General features: G+C 70.9%; 13 protein-coding genes. 11 read left to right on the top strand and 2 right to left on the bottom strand.

What is annotated here, in order from left to right:
• Positions 1-35 precede the first annotated feature (35 nt).
• From AB0N17_RS26580 to AB0N17_RS26600, 5 genes are all read left to right on the top strand, one after another.
• Positions 36-794, top strand: coding sequence for an NUDIX hydrolase (locus AB0N17_RS26580; RefSeq protein ID WP_366014009.1), 759 nt, complete (start codon positions 36-38; stop codon positions 792-794).
• 164 nt (positions 795-958) lie between these two features.
• Positions 959-3,553, top strand: coding sequence for an ATP-binding cassette domain-containing protein (locus tag AB0N17_RS26585; RefSeq protein WP_366014011.1), 2,595 nt, complete (start codon positions 959-961; stop codon positions 3,551-3,553).
• A gap of 162 nt (positions 3,554-3,715) precedes the next feature.
• Complete coding sequence (locus tag AB0N17_RS26590; RefSeq protein ID WP_366014012.1) at positions 3,716-4,603, top strand: FadR/GntR family transcriptional regulator; 888 nt, start codon at positions 3,716-3,718, stop codon at positions 4,601-4,603.
• Positions 4,604-5,039: 436 nt separating this feature from the next.
• Positions 5,040-6,581 carry an RNA polymerase sigma factor gene (locus tag AB0N17_RS26595; RefSeq protein WP_366014013.1) on the top strand — a complete coding sequence of 514 codons (1,542 nt, stop codon included), beginning with the start codon at positions 5,040-5,042 and terminating at the stop codon, positions 6,579-6,581.
• A gap of 120 nt (positions 6,582-6,701) precedes the next feature.
• Positions 6,702-7,562 carry a serine protease gene (locus AB0N17_RS26600; RefSeq protein ID WP_366014014.1) on the top strand — a complete coding sequence of 287 codons (861 nt, stop codon included), beginning with the start codon at positions 6,702-6,704 and terminating at the stop codon, positions 7,560-7,562.
• 99 nt (positions 7,563-7,661) lie between these two features.
• Here the strand turns inward: AB0N17_RS26600 and AB0N17_RS26605 are convergent, their stop codons facing one another.
• Entirely contained in the window at positions 7,662-7,892 is a 231-nt protein-coding gene (locus tag AB0N17_RS26605; RefSeq protein ID WP_069778326.1) for a hypothetical protein, read from the bottom strand.
• Between the two features lie 441 nt (positions 7,893-8,333).
• Here AB0N17_RS26605 and AB0N17_RS26610 point away from each other — a divergent pair, with 441 nt between their 5' ends.
• The 6 genes from AB0N17_RS26610 to AB0N17_RS26635 all read left to right on the top strand — a co-directional run bounded on the left by AB0N17_RS26610 (position 8,334) and on the right by AB0N17_RS26635 (position 15,520).
• Positions 8,334-10,457, top strand: coding sequence for a DNA topoisomerase IV subunit B (locus tag AB0N17_RS26610; protein WP_366014015.1), 2,124 nt, complete (start codon positions 8,334-8,336; stop codon positions 10,455-10,457).
• Between the two features lie 494 nt (positions 10,458-10,951).
• Positions 10,952-11,473: a DUF1453 domain-containing protein gene (locus AB0N17_RS26615; RefSeq protein WP_366014016.1), complete on the top strand. Its 522-nt coding sequence runs from the start codon at positions 10,952-10,954 to the stop codon at positions 11,471-11,473.
• Positions 11,470-12,621 (top strand): histidine kinase, encoded by a 1,152-nt coding sequence (locus AB0N17_RS26620; RefSeq protein ID WP_366014017.1) that lies wholly within the window; start codon positions 11,470-11,472, stop codon positions 12,619-12,621. The genes AB0N17_RS26615 and AB0N17_RS26620 overlap by 4 nt, the downstream gene beginning before the upstream one ends.
• Complete coding sequence (locus AB0N17_RS26625; RefSeq protein ID WP_366014018.1) at positions 12,618-13,313, top strand: response regulator transcription factor; 696 nt, start codon at positions 12,618-12,620, stop codon at positions 13,311-13,313. The genes AB0N17_RS26620 and AB0N17_RS26625 overlap by 4 nt, the downstream gene beginning before the upstream one ends.
• A gap of 69 nt (positions 13,314-13,382) precedes the next feature.
• Positions 13,383-13,931: a DUF485 domain-containing protein gene (locus AB0N17_RS26630; RefSeq protein WP_366014019.1), complete on the top strand. Its 549-nt coding sequence runs from the start codon at positions 13,383-13,385 to the stop codon at positions 13,929-13,931.
• Positions 13,928-15,520, top strand: a complete 1,593-nt coding sequence (locus tag AB0N17_RS26635; protein ID WP_366014020.1) for a cation acetate symporter — start codon at positions 13,928-13,930, stop codon at positions 15,518-15,520. The genes AB0N17_RS26630 and AB0N17_RS26635 overlap by 4 nt, the downstream gene beginning before the upstream one ends.
• A 16-nt stretch (positions 15,521-15,536) precedes the next feature.
• Here AB0N17_RS26635 and AB0N17_RS26640 read toward each other — a convergent pair whose 3' ends face one another.
• Complete coding sequence (locus tag AB0N17_RS26640) at positions 15,537-16,229, bottom strand: response regulator (RefSeq protein WP_366014021.1); 693 nt, start codon at positions 16,227-16,229, stop codon at positions 15,537-15,539.
• Positions 16,230-16,251 lie beyond the last annotated feature (22 nt).

The following is a 16,251-nucleotide window of genomic DNA, read 5'->3' on the forward strand; positions in this document are numbered from 1 at the left end:
GTGTTTATCGTCAGGCAGACGACTATGATCGCGACATGCCCTACGACCCGTCAGCCTTTCCGCCCTTCGCCGTCACCGTGGATCTGGTCGTGCTGACCGTGCGCCGCCATGCCCTGTGCGCGCTGGCGGTGCGCAGGGGCGAGCCTCCTTTCCAGGGGCGCTGGGCGCTTCCCGGCGGTTTCGTACGGGCCGACGAGGACCTGTCCCAGGCGGCGGCGCGCGAGCTGGCCGAGGAAACCGGGCTGTGTGCACACGACCCCTCGGCTCCGGCGCAGGACAACGGTGCCCACTTGGAGCAGCTGGCCACCTACGGCGACCCTGAGCGGGACCCGCGCATGCGCGTGGTCAGCGTCGCCCACCTGGCGCTCGCGCCCGACCTGCCCGCACCCCGCGCGGGAGGCGACGCCAGCAACGCGCGCTGGGCGCCGGTCGAGGAACTGCTCCAGCAGGGCGGCTACGGCCGGGACGGCGAGCCCGTGGCACCGCTCGCCTTCGATCACGCCCAGATCCTCGCCGACGGGGTGGAACGGGCCCGTTCCAAGATCGAGTATTCGTCGCTGGCCACCGCGTTCTGCCCGCCCGAGTTCACCGTCGGGGAGCTGCGCAGGGTGTATGAGGCGGTGTGGGGCGTGGCCCTCGATCCGCGCAACTTCCACCGCAAGGTCACCGGGACCCCCGGATTCCTCGTGCCCACGGGAGGAACGACCACGCGCCAGGGCGGCCGGCCCGCTCAGCTCTTCCGGGCCGGCGGCGCCACCCTGCTCAACCCCCCGATGCTGCGCCCCGAGGTGTGAAACGCGCGGTGGTCGGCCGGCGTGACGACGAGGCGGACCGACCGCGCCGGATGACCCCCGGCTGCGTCGAACGGTGGACATGAGCCGGGTCCGCATCCACGACAGTGTGGGAGCGGACCGGGTTATACCGGAAAAACTGGACATCGCACGCTATCTTGCTGCAGGTGATCCAGGCCTTCGGACTGACCAGCAATCCCCGCAAGGCGCACCCGCCCGCCCTCGACGACGTCTCCTTCGAGGCGCGCGCCGGGCATGTCACCGCGCTCCAAGGAGCCACCGGCGCGGGCAAGACAACGGCGCTCAGACTGATGCTCGAGCTCCAACCGGGCCGCGGCATCACATACTTCAAGGGACGCCCCCTGCACCGGATCGCCCATCCGGCACAGGAAGTCGGGGTGCTCCTCGGTGACGTGCCGGGGCATCCCTCCCGCTCGGTCCGCGGACATCTGCGCATGCTGTGCGCGGCGTCCGGAGTGCCTGCCCGGCGCGCCGACGAAGTCCTCGAAGCGGTCGGCCTCGTCAGCCTGCGCGAGGAGCGCCTCGGCACGCTCTCACGCGGCATGGACCGCAGACTCGGCCTGGCCGCTGCCCTGCTGCCCGACCCGCACACGCTCGTCCTGGACGACCCCACCGAGGGACTCTCCGCCCGCGAGGCGCAATGGGTGCACAGCATGCTGCGCGCTCACGCCGACCAGGGCGGCACCGTCCTCTTCACCACCGCCGACTCCAAGGAGGCGGCACGCACGGCCGACCGGGTCGTCACCCTCGACGCAGGCAGGCTCGTCGCCGACCAGGAGGCCAAGGAGTTCGCCCGCACCAGGCTGCGTCCGCGCGTGGCCGTCCGCAGCCCTCACGCCGCGCGTCTCGCGGCTCTGCTCACCAAGGAGGCCCGCACCGCCCGCCGCTCCGTGGAGGTGGTCAGGGAGGGCGGCAACCGCCTCTCGGTGTACGGCTCCACCACCGCCGACATCGGCGAGACGGCATTCCGGCACGGCATCCTCGTACATCAACTCGCCGACGAGGTGGGCGACATGGGGCCGCGCGCCGATGCCGCGTCCGGCGCCTCCCCGGCGGAACAGGGGCATGCCGCGGGGGAGGAGGCGCAGGCCGAACGCGAGATGGCCGCTCCCGTCCGGGCGGAGCCGGAGTCCGACGACGCCAACCCCGGGGCGCCCACGGCCGACACGGAGGGCGCGGCACCCGACCTGCCGGCGGAGGAGCCGGACACGGCGACGCCCGGGTTGCCGGCCGCGCAGAGCGATGATGCCGAGGTCGACTCGGGCGCGCCCGAGCGGGACGCCCCCGCAGTCGGCCTCTCCGCGGAGGAGCGGGAGCGCGCCGCGTCAGAGCCACAGGACGCGACCGCAACAGGCCGCTCGTCGGAAGAGCGGGACCACGTCACCGTGACCGCTTCGGTGCCGGAGGCGGAGCGGGCGCTGTCAGGCCTCTCCACGCTCGCGGAGCCCCAGAGAGTGTTCGGCTTCTCGGCGCCGGAGCGGACACAGGCCGGTGGCGGCGAGCGGACGGTGCTCAGGGATGGCTCCGACCACCTGCCGGAGTCCGAACGCATGGAGACCGTTCAGACCGCGTCGTCGACGACCGTGATCTCGGAAGCCGACGACGCGCAGCACGGGGCCGTCGCGCCCGCCGACGAGGACGTACCCGGCAGCGGTCGCAGGGCACTTTCCGGCGGGGCCGTCTCCGCCGACGCGCTCGCGACGGCCGACCGCGGACGGTCCGCCGACGCGACGGCCACGGCGCACGCCGGTCGGGCCACCGTCTCGACCGTCTCCGACTCGACCGTCTCCGAGTCGCACGACCGCGGCACCGCCACTCCCTCGGCCGGTATCCCCGCCAGTCGCACCCGCCTCCCCGGTGCCAGAAACCCCGGCGCCGGTCTCGCACCGGCCCGCCGCACCGTCCGGCCGGACACGGCCCGCACGCTCGAAGCCCTGACCCCCCTGCCACCCCCCATCTCCGTCCGCCCCGCCCCCAGCCCCCTTCGTCCCCTGCGTTACGAGATCCGGCGTGCCGCGGGTGTCGGTGCCGGATTCCTCACCTGCGGTGCCGTCCTGGCGGTGTCGGCGATCACCGCCGTACTTCTGGCCCGAATCGGCCACACCCCGCAGGCGCGGCTGTTCGCGGCGTGGCCACGGGAACTGCCGCTGCCGCCCGCGGCGCTCGCGGCCGGGCTGCTCGGCGCGCTGGCCTTCGGGGACGAATTCCGCCACCCCGCCTTGGCGGCGGACCGCGGCACCGTGCCCCGCCGGCTCGGGCTGCTGACCGCGAAACTGCTCGTCTCCGGGGCCACGGCGATGCTGCTGGCCTTCCTCACCATGGGCTGCGACGCCGAAGTGCTCTACATCTTCTACGGACGGGAGCTCACACAAGTTCCCCCGGACTGGCTCCCGCTGGCCGCGAGTTGGTTCGGACTGGTCGTCGGCTGCGCCTGGGCCGGTGTGCTGGCGGCCGGTGTCTTCCGGTCGACCACGGCCGGCCTGGCCGCCGTACTCGCCGTACCCGTCCTCGTCGTTCCCCTGGCGCACATGGTGCTCCAGGGGTCCGGCGTGCGGATGGCAGCCGGGTTGTCGGAACGGATGCGGGAGCTCCTGCTGCTGCAGTGGCCCTTCGGGGGCGAGCGCTATCTGGTCGGCGGGGTACGGATTCTCGCCCAACCGTACGGCGGCGCACTGGCGTTGTCGCTGGCGGCGCTGCTCTGCGCGTATCTGCTCACCGCACTGCGCTCCAGGCTCCGGTGACGACTGTGCGTAAGTTTCTGATCCTGGTGTGTGCGCAACTCCCCACAGAAAGCCCATTTCTTTCCGATAAGGCGTCAATTGCGACGGGGTGAGCGATCACCCTTTCGTGTGCTTTTCACCAAAGACCTCAAGGGAGTTGGAGACGACGCCGACAAAGGATCCGTGAGTACCCTTGCGCACACCATGATGACCGCCGCCCGCTCCTCCGACTCCGGTCTGGCCGGCCCGGGCGAACTCGACCGCTACCCCTACGCCGAGGCCCCGGTGGCCGACCGCGTCGGAGCGCCCTCCTGGGACGGCGCGGAACCCGATCTGGGCCGTGTCGGCCGGCGGGCCGCGGGCAGCCGCGGCCGCGGCCTGCACGGCCAACTCGTTCAGCAGCTGGGACAGATGATCGTCTCCGGCGACCTGGGTGCGGACCGCCCGCTGGTGCCCGAGGAGATCGGCCAGCGCTTCGAGGTCTCCCGTACCGTCGTCCGCGAGTCCCTCCGCGTCCTCGAGGCCAAGGGCCTGGTCAGCGCCCGTCCGAACGTCGGCACGCGCGTGCGCCCCGTCAGTGACTGGAACCTCCTCGACCCGGACATCATCGAGTGGCGGGCGTTCGGGCCCCAGCGCGACGACCAGCGCCGCGAGCTCAGCGAGCTGCGGTGGACGATCGAGCCGCTCGCCGCTCGCCTCGCCGCCGGGCACGGGCGTGAGGAGGTGCAGCAGCGCCTGTGCGACATGGTGGAGATCATGAGCCACGCCATGGCGCAGGGCGACGCACTGACCTACTCGCGCGCCGACACCGAGTTCCACGCGCTGCTCATCCAGATCGCGGGCAACCGCATGCTGGAGCACCTCTCCGGCATCGTCTCGGCCGCCCTGCAGGTCTCGGGCGGTCCGGTCACCGGCTGTGACCGGCCGAACGAGACGTCGCTCGCGCAGCACGCGCGGATCGTCGACGCCCTCGGCACCGGCGACGGCACGGCGGCGGAGGCGGCCATGCGTCAACTGCTCACGGTGCACCCCGAGGTGGAGCGAGTGGTGCCCGCCCCGCGCGAGCACTGACCGAGACGAAGGTGGTGCGGTCGCCAGAGTGCGGCGTCCTCGTGGTTCTCGGGGCGGCGCCGGGCCGGTACCGGCCGTCGCCGGACCTCGCCGGATCCTTGCGGGTCCGGCGGGGTCCGGCGGGGCCCGGCGGTGTGGTGGCCGTCGGGGTCGTGACTGGGTATGACGATGCGAGTGAGCCATTCTGTCCGTAATTGACAGGATCTGACCGCTTACGGGGTGTGACTCGGGCCACGCAGATTGGGCGTAACGCTCGTGGAAGCAACGCGATGACCTAAGAGGTGACAGCCGCGGAGGGAATACGGACGCCATGCAAGGCGCTGTGCATCTTCCCGGCCCCCGCCCGCTCCGTCGGCCCATCCCCAGGCCGGTGGTCGGCTCCAGTCCGCAGTGGACGGTGCCGGAAGCCGTTTTCCAACGTTCCGAGAGGTTGTTCGTGTCGGCCAGCACATCCCGTACGCTCCCGCCGGAGATCGCCGAGTCCGTCTCTGTCATGGCGCTCATTGAGCGGGGAAAGGCTGAGGGGCAGATCGCCGGCGACGATGTGCGTCGGGCCTTCGAAGCTGACCAGATTCCGGCCACTCAGTGGAAGAACGTACTGCGCAGCCTCAACCAGATTCTTGAGGAAGAGGGTGTGACGCTGATGGTCAGTGCAGCAGAGCCCAAGCGCACCCGAAAGAGCGTCGCAGCGAAGAGCCCGGCCAAGCGCACCGCCACCAAGACGGTCGCGGCGAAGACGGTGACCACCCGGAAGGCCACCGCCGCCACGGCCGCCCCCACGGCGCCCGCCGATCCGGCCGAAGTCGATTCCGCCGAGGACACCGCGCCCGCCAAGAAGGCCGCCGCCAAGAAGGCGACCACCAAGAAGGTGGCCGCCAAGAAGACCGTCGCGAAGAAGACGGCCGCCAAGAAGACCACCGCGAAGAAGGACGACGCCGAGGTTCTCGAGGACGAGGTTCTCGAGGAGACCAAGGTCGGCGACGAGCCCGAGGGCACCGAGAGCGCCGGCTTCGTCCTGTCCGACGAGGACGAGGACGACGCGCCTGCCCAGCAGGTCGCCGCGGCCGGCGCCACCGCTGACCCGGTCAAGGACTACCTGAAGCAGATCGGCAAGGTCCCCCTGCTCAACGCCGAGCAGGAGGTCGAGCTCGCCAAGCGCATCGAGGCGGGTCTGTTCGCCGAGGACAAGCTGGCCAACGCGGACAAGCTCGCGCCGAAGCTGAAGCGCGAGCTGGAGATCATCGCCGAGGACGGCCGCCGCGCCAAGAACCACCTCCTGGAGGCCAACCTCCGCCTGGTGGTCTCGCTGGCCAAGCGCTACACCGGTCGCGGCATGCTCTTCCTGGACCTCATCCAGGAAGGCAACCTCGGTCTGATCCGCGCGGTCGAGAAGTTCGACTACACCAAGGGCTACAAGTTCTCCACGTACGCCACCTGGTGGATCCGTCAGGCGATCACCCGCGCCATGGCCGACCAGGCCCGCACCATCCGTATCCCGGTGCACATGGTCGAGGTCATCAACAAGCTCGCGCGCGTGCAGCGCCAGATGCTCCAGGACCTGGGCCGCGAGCCCACCCCGGAGGAGCTGGCCAAGGAACTCGACATGACCCCGGAGAAGGTCATCGAGGTCCAGAAGTACGGCCGCGAGCCCATCTCGCTGCACACCCCCCTGGGTGAGGACGGCGACAGCGAGTTCGGTGACCTCATCGAGGACTCCGAGGCCGTCGTCCCCGCCGACGCCGTCAGCTTCACGCTCCTTCAGGAGCAGCTGCACTCCGTTCTGGACACCCTGTCCGAGCGTGAGGCCGGCGTCGTCTCCATGCGGTTCGGTCTCACCGACGGTCAGCCGAAGACCCTCGACGAGATCGGCAAGGTGTACGGCGTGACGCGTGAGCGCATCCGCCAGATCGAGTCCAAGACCATGTCGAAGCTGCGCCACCCGTCGCGTTCGCAGGTGCTGCGCGACTACCTCGACTAGGTCGGTCCGTACGACGCGGAAGGCCCGGCCCTCACGTGGGGGCCGGGCCTTCGTGCTGCGCGAGACCGGACTCTGGATGACTCTGGGTGTCCCAGTAGATCTCCAGAGTGAGGAGCCTGCATGCATCGCTCCATTGCCCGGGCGCTGATCCGGCCGCTGGTCATGGCGGCCGCCATGACCGCCATACCCCTGGTCGGTGCGGCGCCGGTGGCCGCCGACAGCGTGGTGGTCGGGGGGTTTCCGATAGAGGTCTCGCAGGCTCCGTGGACCGTGGCGCTGTCCAGTCGTGACCGGTTCGGGGGTACCCGGGCCGGCCAGTTCTGCGGCGGTGTGGCGGTCGCGCGGACCCTCGTGCTCACGGCGGCCCACTGCATGGGCGACGAAGTCCTGGGAGCGCCGCCGGACCGCGCGCGTGACCTCAAGGTGATCGCGGGCCGCACGGACCTGCTGTCGAGCGAGGGCCAGGAGGTCGCCGTACGGGACGTGCGGGTCAACCCCGGCTACGACACCGCGTCGAACTCCGGTGACTTCGCCGTGCTCACCCTCGCCGAGCCGCTGCCCCAGAGCGCGGTCGTCCCTATGGCGGGCGCCGGCGACCCGGCCTACGCGCCGGGTACGAAGGCGCTCGTGTCCGGGTGGGGCGACACGACAGGCGGGGGCGCCTACACGCACCGGCTGTACGCCGCGCACGTACAGGTGCTGCCCGACGATCTCTGTTCCCGCGCCTATCCCGGCGGCCCGGACGGCGCCTACCGCGCCGGCTCCATGCTCTGCGCGGGGGAGGCCGCAGGCGGCCCAGATGCCTGTCAGGGCGACAGCGGCGGCCCCCTGGTGGCCGGAGGGATGCTGATCGGGCTCGTGTCGTGGGGCGACGGCTGCGGGCAGCCGGGCAGCCCTGGGGTGTATACGCGCGTCTCCGACGTCGTGCGCGTGCTCAACGCGTCCTCGACGGCTCCGAAGGGCACCACCAGGCCCTCCTGAGGGCTCTGTGAAGGCATGAGCACGGGCGGCCGCTCCTGGAGAGGAGCGGCCGCCCGTTCACCGGCCTGTGCCGGGGCTGGCTCGTCGTGTGTGCGAGATTCAGCGCTCTTCTTCAGAAGCGGTGTTCGGAACGGTCGTCAGCCGCTCCGTCTCGTCCTGTATCTCAGCGGCGATCTTCTTGAGTTCCGGCTCGAACTTGCGACCGTGGTGGGCGCAGAAGAGCAGTTCTCCGCCGCTGAGCAGGACGACGCGCAGGTATGCCTGGGCGCCGCAGCGGTCGCAGCGATCGGCGGCCGTCAACGGGCTCGCGGGGGTCAGAACAGTAGTCACGTCGCCTCTTCTCTAGCTCGACGAGCTGTCGTACCAGGGTCAACATCCAACCAGCCCGAAAACGTTCCCGCTCGTGGCTTTTCCTCGAAAAAATCTTTCGGGGCGGCTGTCTGCTGCCGGTTGGCGGCGAATGTGCCGTAGTGCGTATCTGTGTGCTTACGGTTTCGCGCGGTCTTGTGTGTCTCGGTCCTCCCGGCGGGGTTGCCGGTTGTTCATGAGGACGTGCCCGGAGCCTAAATGGTTCATGCCTCCAAGGGAACGTGATATGTACTTCACTCCAACGAGGGATCGAACACGCATACGAGCCTGGACTAGTCTGAGTTCCCCAGCGAGGGTGGCGTTACACCGGCTCTACCAGGCCTCGGTACCCTCTGAGCGGCAACCGAAGCCGCCCCTCTACCCAAGAGGGGGCCACCTGAAATTCAGCGAGGAGCGAACCGCGTGACCGCCGATACGTCCGTGCCGTCCACAGCGCTGCTGGCAGGAGCAGACCGGGACGGTTCCAACTACACCGCGCGGCACCTGCTCGTCCTCGAGGGTCTCGAGGCCGTGCGCAAGCGCCCGGGCATGTACATCGGCTCGACCGACAGCCGTGGTCTGATGCACTGCCTGTGGGAGATCATCGACAACTCCGTGGACGAGGCCCTCGCGGGCGTGTGCGACCACATCGAGGTGATCCTCCACGACGACGGCTCCGTGGAGGTGCGCGACAACGGCCGCGGGATCCCCGTGGACGTCGAGCCCAGGACCGGCCTTTCCGGCGTCGAGGTCGTCATGACCAAGCTCCACGCGGGCGGCAAGTTCGGCGGTGGCTCCTACGCCGCCTCCGGCGGTCTGCACGGCGTCGGCGCCTCCGTGGTCAACGCCCTCTCCGCCCGCCTCGACGTCGAGGTCGACCGCGGCGGCAACACGCACGCGATCAGCTTCCGGCGCGGTGTGCCCGGCGCCTTCGCCGCGGACGGCGCCGACGCGAAGTTCGAGGCCAAGAGCGGCATGCGCAAGGCCAAGAAGATCCCCAAGACCCGCACCGGCACGCGCGTGCGGTACTGGGCGGACCGGCAGATCTTCCTCAAGGACGCCAAGCTCTCCCTGGAGAACCTGCACCAGCGCGCCCGGCAGACCGCCTTCCTCGTGCCCGGTCTCACCATCGTCGTCCGCGACGAGTTCGGTCTCGGTGAGGGCGGCAGCAAGGGCGAGGAGTCCTTCCGCTTCGACGGCGGCATCAGTGAGTTCTGCGAGTACCTGGCCAGTGACAAGCCGGTCTGCGACGTGCTCCGCTTTTCGGGCCAGGGCTCCTTCAAGGAGACCGTCCCGGTCCTGGACGAGCACGGCCAGATGACCCCCACCGAGGTCACCCGCGAGCTGGGCGTCGACATCGCGCTGCGCTGGGGCACGGGCTACGACACCACCCTCCGGTCCTTCGTGAACATCATCGCCACCCCCAAGGGCGGGACCCATGTCGCCGGCTTCGAGCAGGCCCTCACCCAGACGATGAACGACGTGCTGCGGGCCAAGAAGATGCTGCGGGTGGCCGAGGACAACATCGTCAAGGACGACGCCCTGGAGGGACTGAGCGCCGTCGTCACGGTGCGTCTGGCCGAGCCGCAGTTCGAGGGGCAGACCAAGGAGGTCCTCGGCACCTCGGCGGCCCGCCGCATCGTGAACAACGTGGTCACCAAGGAGCTGAAGGCGTTCCTGACCGCCACCAAGCGGGACGCCGCCGCGCAGGCCCGCGTCGTGATGGAGAAGGTGGTCGCGGCCGCCCGTACGCGCGTCGCGGCCCGCCAGCACAAGGACGCCCAGCGGCGGAAGACGGCCCTGGAGTCCTCGTCCCTGCCGGCGAAGCTCGCCGACTGCCGCAGCGACGACGTCGACCGCAGCGAGCTGTTCATCGTCGAGGGCGACTCCGCGCTCGGTACGGCCAAGCTGGCGCGGAACTCCGAGTTCCAGGCCCTGCTGCCGATCCGTGGCAAGATCCTCAACGTGCAGCGGTCCTCGGTGACCGACATGCTCAAGAACGCCGAGTGCGGGGCGATCATCCAGGTCATAGGAGCGGGCTCGGGCCGTACCTTCGACATCGACCAGGCCCGCTACGGCAAGATCATCATGATGACCGACGCCGATGTGGACGGCTCCCACATCCGCTGCCTGCTGCTCACGCTGTTCCAGCGCTACATGCGGCCGATGGTCGAGGCCGGCCGCGTCTTCGCCGCGGTGCCGCCGCTGCACCGCCTCGAGCTGATCCAGCCGAAGAAGGGGCAGGACAAGTACGTCTACACGTACTCGGACCGTGAGCTGCGGGACAAGCTCATGGAGTTCCAGAGCAAGGGCATCCGGTACAAGGACTCGATCCAGCGCTACAAGGGTCTGGGCGAGATGGACGCCGACCAGCTGGCCGAGACCACGATGGACCCGCGCCACCGCACCCTGCGCCGCATCAACCTCGCCGACCTGGAGGCCGCCGAACAGGTCTTCGACCTGCTGATGGGCAACGACGTGGCGCCGCGCAAGGAGTTCATCTCCAGCTCGGCGGCGACGCTGGACCGGTCGCGCATCGACGCGTAGCCGCTGCGCTGGGCTTCGGCCGAGCGGGAGCTTGCCGGGGCCCAGCTCGGTGCAGAAGCCGGGACTGTGGTCCGGGTTCGGCCGGCCACTCACGGGTCAGGGCCGGGACCCATGGTCCCGGCCCTCGGTCGGCATGGGGTGGTGCCGCCCTACGGCGCCCCGCCGCCACGGCGTGCGCGGCCGGCCCCGCCACCTCCGCCTACCGCCCCTCCACCCCGGCCGCCTACCGCTCCTCCACCCGGCCGAGTCCGGCTCGGGCGCCTCCCGCCCAGCCCGCCGCCCCAGCCCGCCGCTCCCGCCCGGCACGCCCGCCCCAGCGCCGCCCGTCCTTCCGGCCGCCGGGTTTCTCCACCCCTGGGTTGAGAGTGCCCGCCTCCGGGTTCCACCCTTGATCCACCCCCGCTCCGATCTCCTGGCCTGGGAATTTCCGTAGCTTCGATGGTGTCGGCGGTGCTCGCTTCCGGCACCGCTCCCTTCCGCTCACGGAGGTTCTGATGTCCGGGCTCGTCAACGTGCTGGTGATCGTGGCCGTCGCCGCCATCGTGATCGGGCGGCAGCTTCGCCCTCGCGTGATCCAGGCCGACCGGCGTTGGTGGCTGCTGCCCGTGATCCTCGCCGTCGTCGCGCTGCGCGAGCCCGCCATACTCGACGCCCACCATCGCACCGAGTCCGCCACGCTCCTCGCGGTGGAGCTGGTCCTCGGCCTGGCCATCGGCGCGGGCTGGGCCTGGACGAGCCGGGTCTGGGCGGCACCGGACGGTGTCATGTGGGCAAAGAGCACCAAGGCGAGTGCCGCGGTCTGGGCCTTGGGCATCGCCCTGCGGATCGGTGTCTTCGCCCTCGGAGCCGCCCTGGGCGTGCACCAGGACAGCTCCGCCCTGATGCTCGGTCTCGCCGCCACCCTGCTGGGCCGGGCCGGTGTCCTGGTCTGGCGGGCGCAGTCCCTGCAGGGCACGAGCCGGCCCGCCCCGGCGTACGGTGACGGCATGCCGTCGGCCCGGAAGGAGCACGCGTGACGGAGAATGCCTGGACACGCTGGCCGTCGCGGGAGGCGCTCGGCCGCGAGGGAGCCTCTCGGGCCCGGCGCCTGCTCACCCTGGCCGTCAGGCTCCTGGTGATCGCCATGCTGTTGTGGGGCGCGTACCACCAGAAGCATGTCGGCCTCTGGAGCGGCTTCGCGGCGCTGGCCGGAGTTCTGGCCGCCGCTGCCCTCGGCTGGGCCTTCTTCCGGACGACCTACGAGCACCGGCTGGTGCCCTCCCTGGCACTGATAGGCGCCCTGCTGGCCATCGCGGTCGCCGCCGAGGGCACGGGATTCCGAGGCCTCTCCCTCGTGCTCTGGTGCGGCTGTGGCATCACCGCACTGGAACGGATGCCGCTCGCCGCCGCGACCCCGGTGACATCGGTGGGCCTGGCCGCGTACTCCGCCTACAACAACGACGTATGGCTGACCACGGCCGCCTCGGTGGTGGGCATGGCACTCGCCGGATACGTCCTGCGGCTGGACGCCGAGGCCCGCGGCAACGCGCAGCAGCTGCTCGCCCAGGAGCGGGCCGCCCGCGCCGCCGAGGCGGAGTCCGCCGCCCTGGCCGAGCGGGCCCGGATCGCGCGGGAGATCCATGACGTGCTGGCGCACAGCCTCTCGGCGCAGCTGGTGCACCTGGAGGCGGCCCGGCTGCTGATCGAGAACGGCGCCGACCGTGACCGGATCCTGGAGCGGGTCGTGGCCGCCCGGGGCATGGCCCGCGACGGCCTCGCCGAGACCCGTCAGGCGCTGTCCGCGCTGCGGGGCGAACTGACCCCGCTGGAGGACTTCCTGAGCGAACTGGTCAGTGGGACGGCCGGTGCCGAGGTCACTGTGACGGGTGAGCGCAGACTCCTGTCGGCCGAGGCGTCCCAGGCGGTGCGCCGCGTCGCGCAGGAGGCGCTGACGAACGTCCGGAAGCACGCCCAGGGCGCCAAGGTGCAGCTGCGGCTCGACTACAGCGAGCGTGAAGTGACGCTGGGGGTAAGGGATTCGGGCGGTCAGGCGGGCGAACTGGCGGGGGCCGGAGGCGGGTACGGTCTGCTGGGTATGCGTGAGCGCGCCGAACTGCTCGGCGGCTCGCTCGACGCGGGGCCGGACGAGGAGGGATTCGTGGTGACGCTGAAGGTGCCGGTATGACGGAGACGGAGGAGGGGAAGAAGCCCGCGCGGGTGGTGGTCGCCGACGACCAGACCGTGGTCCGCGAGGGCATCGTGATGCTGCTCGGGCTGCTGCCCGGGGTCGAGGTCGTCGGCGCCGCGGGAGACGGCGAGGAGGCCGTGCGGCTCGTCGGGGAACTCGCCCCGGACGTGGTGCTGATGGATCTCAGGATGCCGCGTTGCGACGGCGTGGAGGCCACCCGGCGGATCCGGTCCCGGTACCCCGGGACCCAGGTCGTGGTGCTCACCACGTACGCGGACGACGAGTCGCTGTTCCCCGCCCTGCAGGCCGGTGCGCGGGGATATTTGACCAAGGACGCGGGCGGCGACGAGATCGTGCGTGCCGTGGAGAGCGTGCTGTCGGGGGACGCGGGTCTGTCGCCGAGCGTGCAGCGTCGGCTGCTGGAGCGGCTGTCGCAGCCCGAGCCCACCCCGGCCCCGACGCCGGCTCCGTCCGAGCCGCCCGACGGGCTGACCGCGCGTGAGACCGAGGTCCTGCTGCTGATCGCCGACGGGCTGAGCAACCAGGAGATCGCCCGCAGGCTGCATGTCTCGACCGCGACCGTGAAGACGCACATCAACAACCTCTTCTCGAAGACGGGTCTCAAGGACCGGGCGCAGGCGGTGCGTTACGCCTTCAGTAAGGGGCTGGTGCGGCCACCGGTGAAGTGAGTCACCTGATGGGGTGAAGAGCGGGGGGAAGAAGAGTCGGGGAACTTCCCGATCTGTCCATCCTTGGGCATGCAGTCAGGCAACGGTCGTGCCCGCGGAGTCGGGGACGGTCCCGAGAGTTCGGGCGAGAGGCAGCAAGACGCCGGCACGCCCTCCCGTGACGCCGCGCACGAGGACCCCTGGTACGACGCGCTGGCCTCCGGCTGGGGTGAGCTGGACGGCGCCGGAATGCCGGCGCCGGCCGTACCGGCCCCCCGTGAGGAGCGGAGCGGGGCGGTGGTCCGAGCGCGGGACGTGTACGTCGAGGTGCAGCGCAGCGCGGCGTTCCAGGAGGTGCGCAGCAGGTACCGGCGGTTCGTGGTGCCGGGGGTCGCGGTCTTTCTGGCCTGGTACGTGGGGTACGTGGTCGCGGCGACGACCGCGCCCGGACTCATGGCCCGGCCGGTGGCCGGGGCGGTGAACGTGGCCATGCTGGCGGGGCTCGGGCAGTTCCTCACCACGTTCCTGCTGACCTGGGCCTATGCCCGGCATGCTCGGTTGCGCCGGGACCGGGCCGCGCTGGAGCTGCGCTGGGACACCCAGGAACTGACGCGCGAAGCGCAGGGAGGTGCCTCGTGACCGGCGACCATCAGACGCTGGCGTTGCTGCTGTTCAGCGGCTTCGTGGCCGTCACCCTCGGGATCACGACCTGGGTGAGCCGCAGACGGCATGGTTCGGCGGAGGAGTTCTACGCGGGCGGCCGGTTGTTCTCCCCCATGGAGAATGGTTTTGCCATCGCGGGCGACTACATGTCGGCGGCCTCCTTCCTCGGCGTCACCGGGCTGATCGCGCTGTACGGGTGCGACGGGATGCTGTATGTCGTGGGCTTCCTGGTGGCGTGGCTGGTCGTGCTCTTCCTGGTGGCCGAACTGGTCCGCAACTGCGGGCGGTTCACCCTGGCCGACGTGGTGGCCGCGCGGATGAGCGAGCGGCCGGTGCGGATCGCGGCGGGGACGTCCTCGGTCACGGTGTCCGTGCTCTATCTGGTGGCGCAGATGGTCGGCGCGGGCAGCCTGGTGGCGCTGCTGGTGGGGCGGACCAGCGGGCCGGCCCAGACCTGGACGGTCATCGGCGTCGGCGCTCTCATGGTGATCTATGTGACGTTCGGGGGGATGCGGGCCACCACCTGGATCCAGATCGTGAAGGCGGTCCTGCTGCTGAGCGGGACGATCGCGCTGACCGTGCTCGTCCTGCTCCGCTTCCACGGCGACTTCGACCGGCTGCTGCTCACGGCCGCGGAGCACAGCGGACACGGCAGGGCGTTCCTGGCGCCTGGCCTGAAATACGGCGGGGACTGGACCGCCCGTCTCGACTTCATCAGCCTGGGACTCGCGCTGGTGCTGGGCACCGGGGGCCTGCCGCACATCCTGTCCCGCTTCTACACGGTGCCGACCGCGCGGGCCGCCCGCCGTTCCGCGGTGTGGTCCATCGGGCTGATCGGCGGGTTCTACCTGATGACGATCGTCCTCGGGTTCGGTGCGGCGGCGGTGGTGGGGACGGACGCCGTGCGCGGTGCCAACGCGGCCGGGAACACGGCGATTCCGCTGCTCGCCCTCGACCTGGGCGGCGGAGCGGACTCCACGGGGGGAACGGTGCTGTTCGCGGTCGTCGCCGCCGTCGCCTTCGCCACCATCCTCGCCGTGGTCGCCGGTATCACGCTGGCGTCCTCCGCCTCGGTGGCCCACGACCTCTACGCCTCGCTGCGACGGTCGCGGGGCGCGGGGCGCAGCGAGGTGGCCGTGGCACGGTTCGCCGCGGTCGGCATCGGCGTCGTGGCGATCGCGCTCGGGCTGCTCGCCCGTGACATGAACGTCGCCTTCCTGGTCGGACTCGCCTTCGCGGTCGCCGCGTCGGCGAACCTGCCGGTGCTGCTCTACTCGCTGTTCTGGCGCGCCTTCACCACCCGTGGCGCGGTATGGGCCGTCTACGGCGGGCTGGTCCCGGCGCTGGTGCTCGTGCTGCTGTCCCCGGTGGTGTCCGGCAGTCCCGGCTCGCTCTTCCCGGACGTCGACTTCCAGTACTTCCCGCTGCAGAACCCGGGCATCGTCTCCATCCCGCTCGGGTTCCTCGCCGGCTGGCTGGGCACGGTTACCTCGGACGAGGCCGCAGACGAGGCCAAGTACGCCGAGACCGAGGTACGGTCGCTGACCGGCGCCGGGGCCGTCTAGCGGGCCACTCGGTCCGTCACGGCGCCACCCACGCGTACCGGTGCTCCGGGCGGCCGGTGTCGCCGTACTTCAGCGACAGCCGGAGGCGGCCCGCCTGTTCCAGGTGGCGCAGATAGCGCTGGGCCGTGGACCGGCTCAGGCCGGTCCTGGCGGCCACCTCGTGGGCGGACAGCGGATGGCCGGCCCCGTGCAGAACGCCGCAGATGAGATCGGTGGTGGGCTCCGAGTGTCCGCTCGGAAGGCCGGGCGCGGACGGTGCGGGGGCCGTCCGCAGCGCCCCGAAGATCCGGTCGACCTGCTCCTGGCCGGTCAGGCCCCGGCCGCCCACCCGGTCCACCGTGCGGCGCAGGGCGGCGTAGGAGTCGAGGCGGGCGCGCAGCGCGGCGAAGGTGAAGGGCTTCACCAGGTAGTGGAGCGCGCCCAGGCGCATCGCCTGCTGGACGGTGGTCACATCGCCGGCCGCGGTGATCATGATGACGTCCGTGCCATGCCCCTGCTCGCGCATGCGGTGGACCAGGTCGAGGCCGGTCCCGTCCGGCAGATAGTGGTCGAGCAGGACCAGGTCGATTCCGCCGCGCTCGACCGCGGTCAGGGCCTGGGCAGCGCTGTGCGCCCGGGCGGTCACCCGGAAGCCGGGAACCTTCCCCACGTACTTGGCGTTTATCTCAGCGACGCGGAAGTCGTCGTCCACGACCAGGACGTCAATCATCAGGCCTCTCCTTCAAGGCCGA

Source organism: Streptomyces sp. NPDC051133 (genome assembly GCF_040682635.1).
GTDB lineage: Bacteria > Actinomycetota > Actinomycetes > Streptomycetales > Streptomycetaceae > Streptomyces.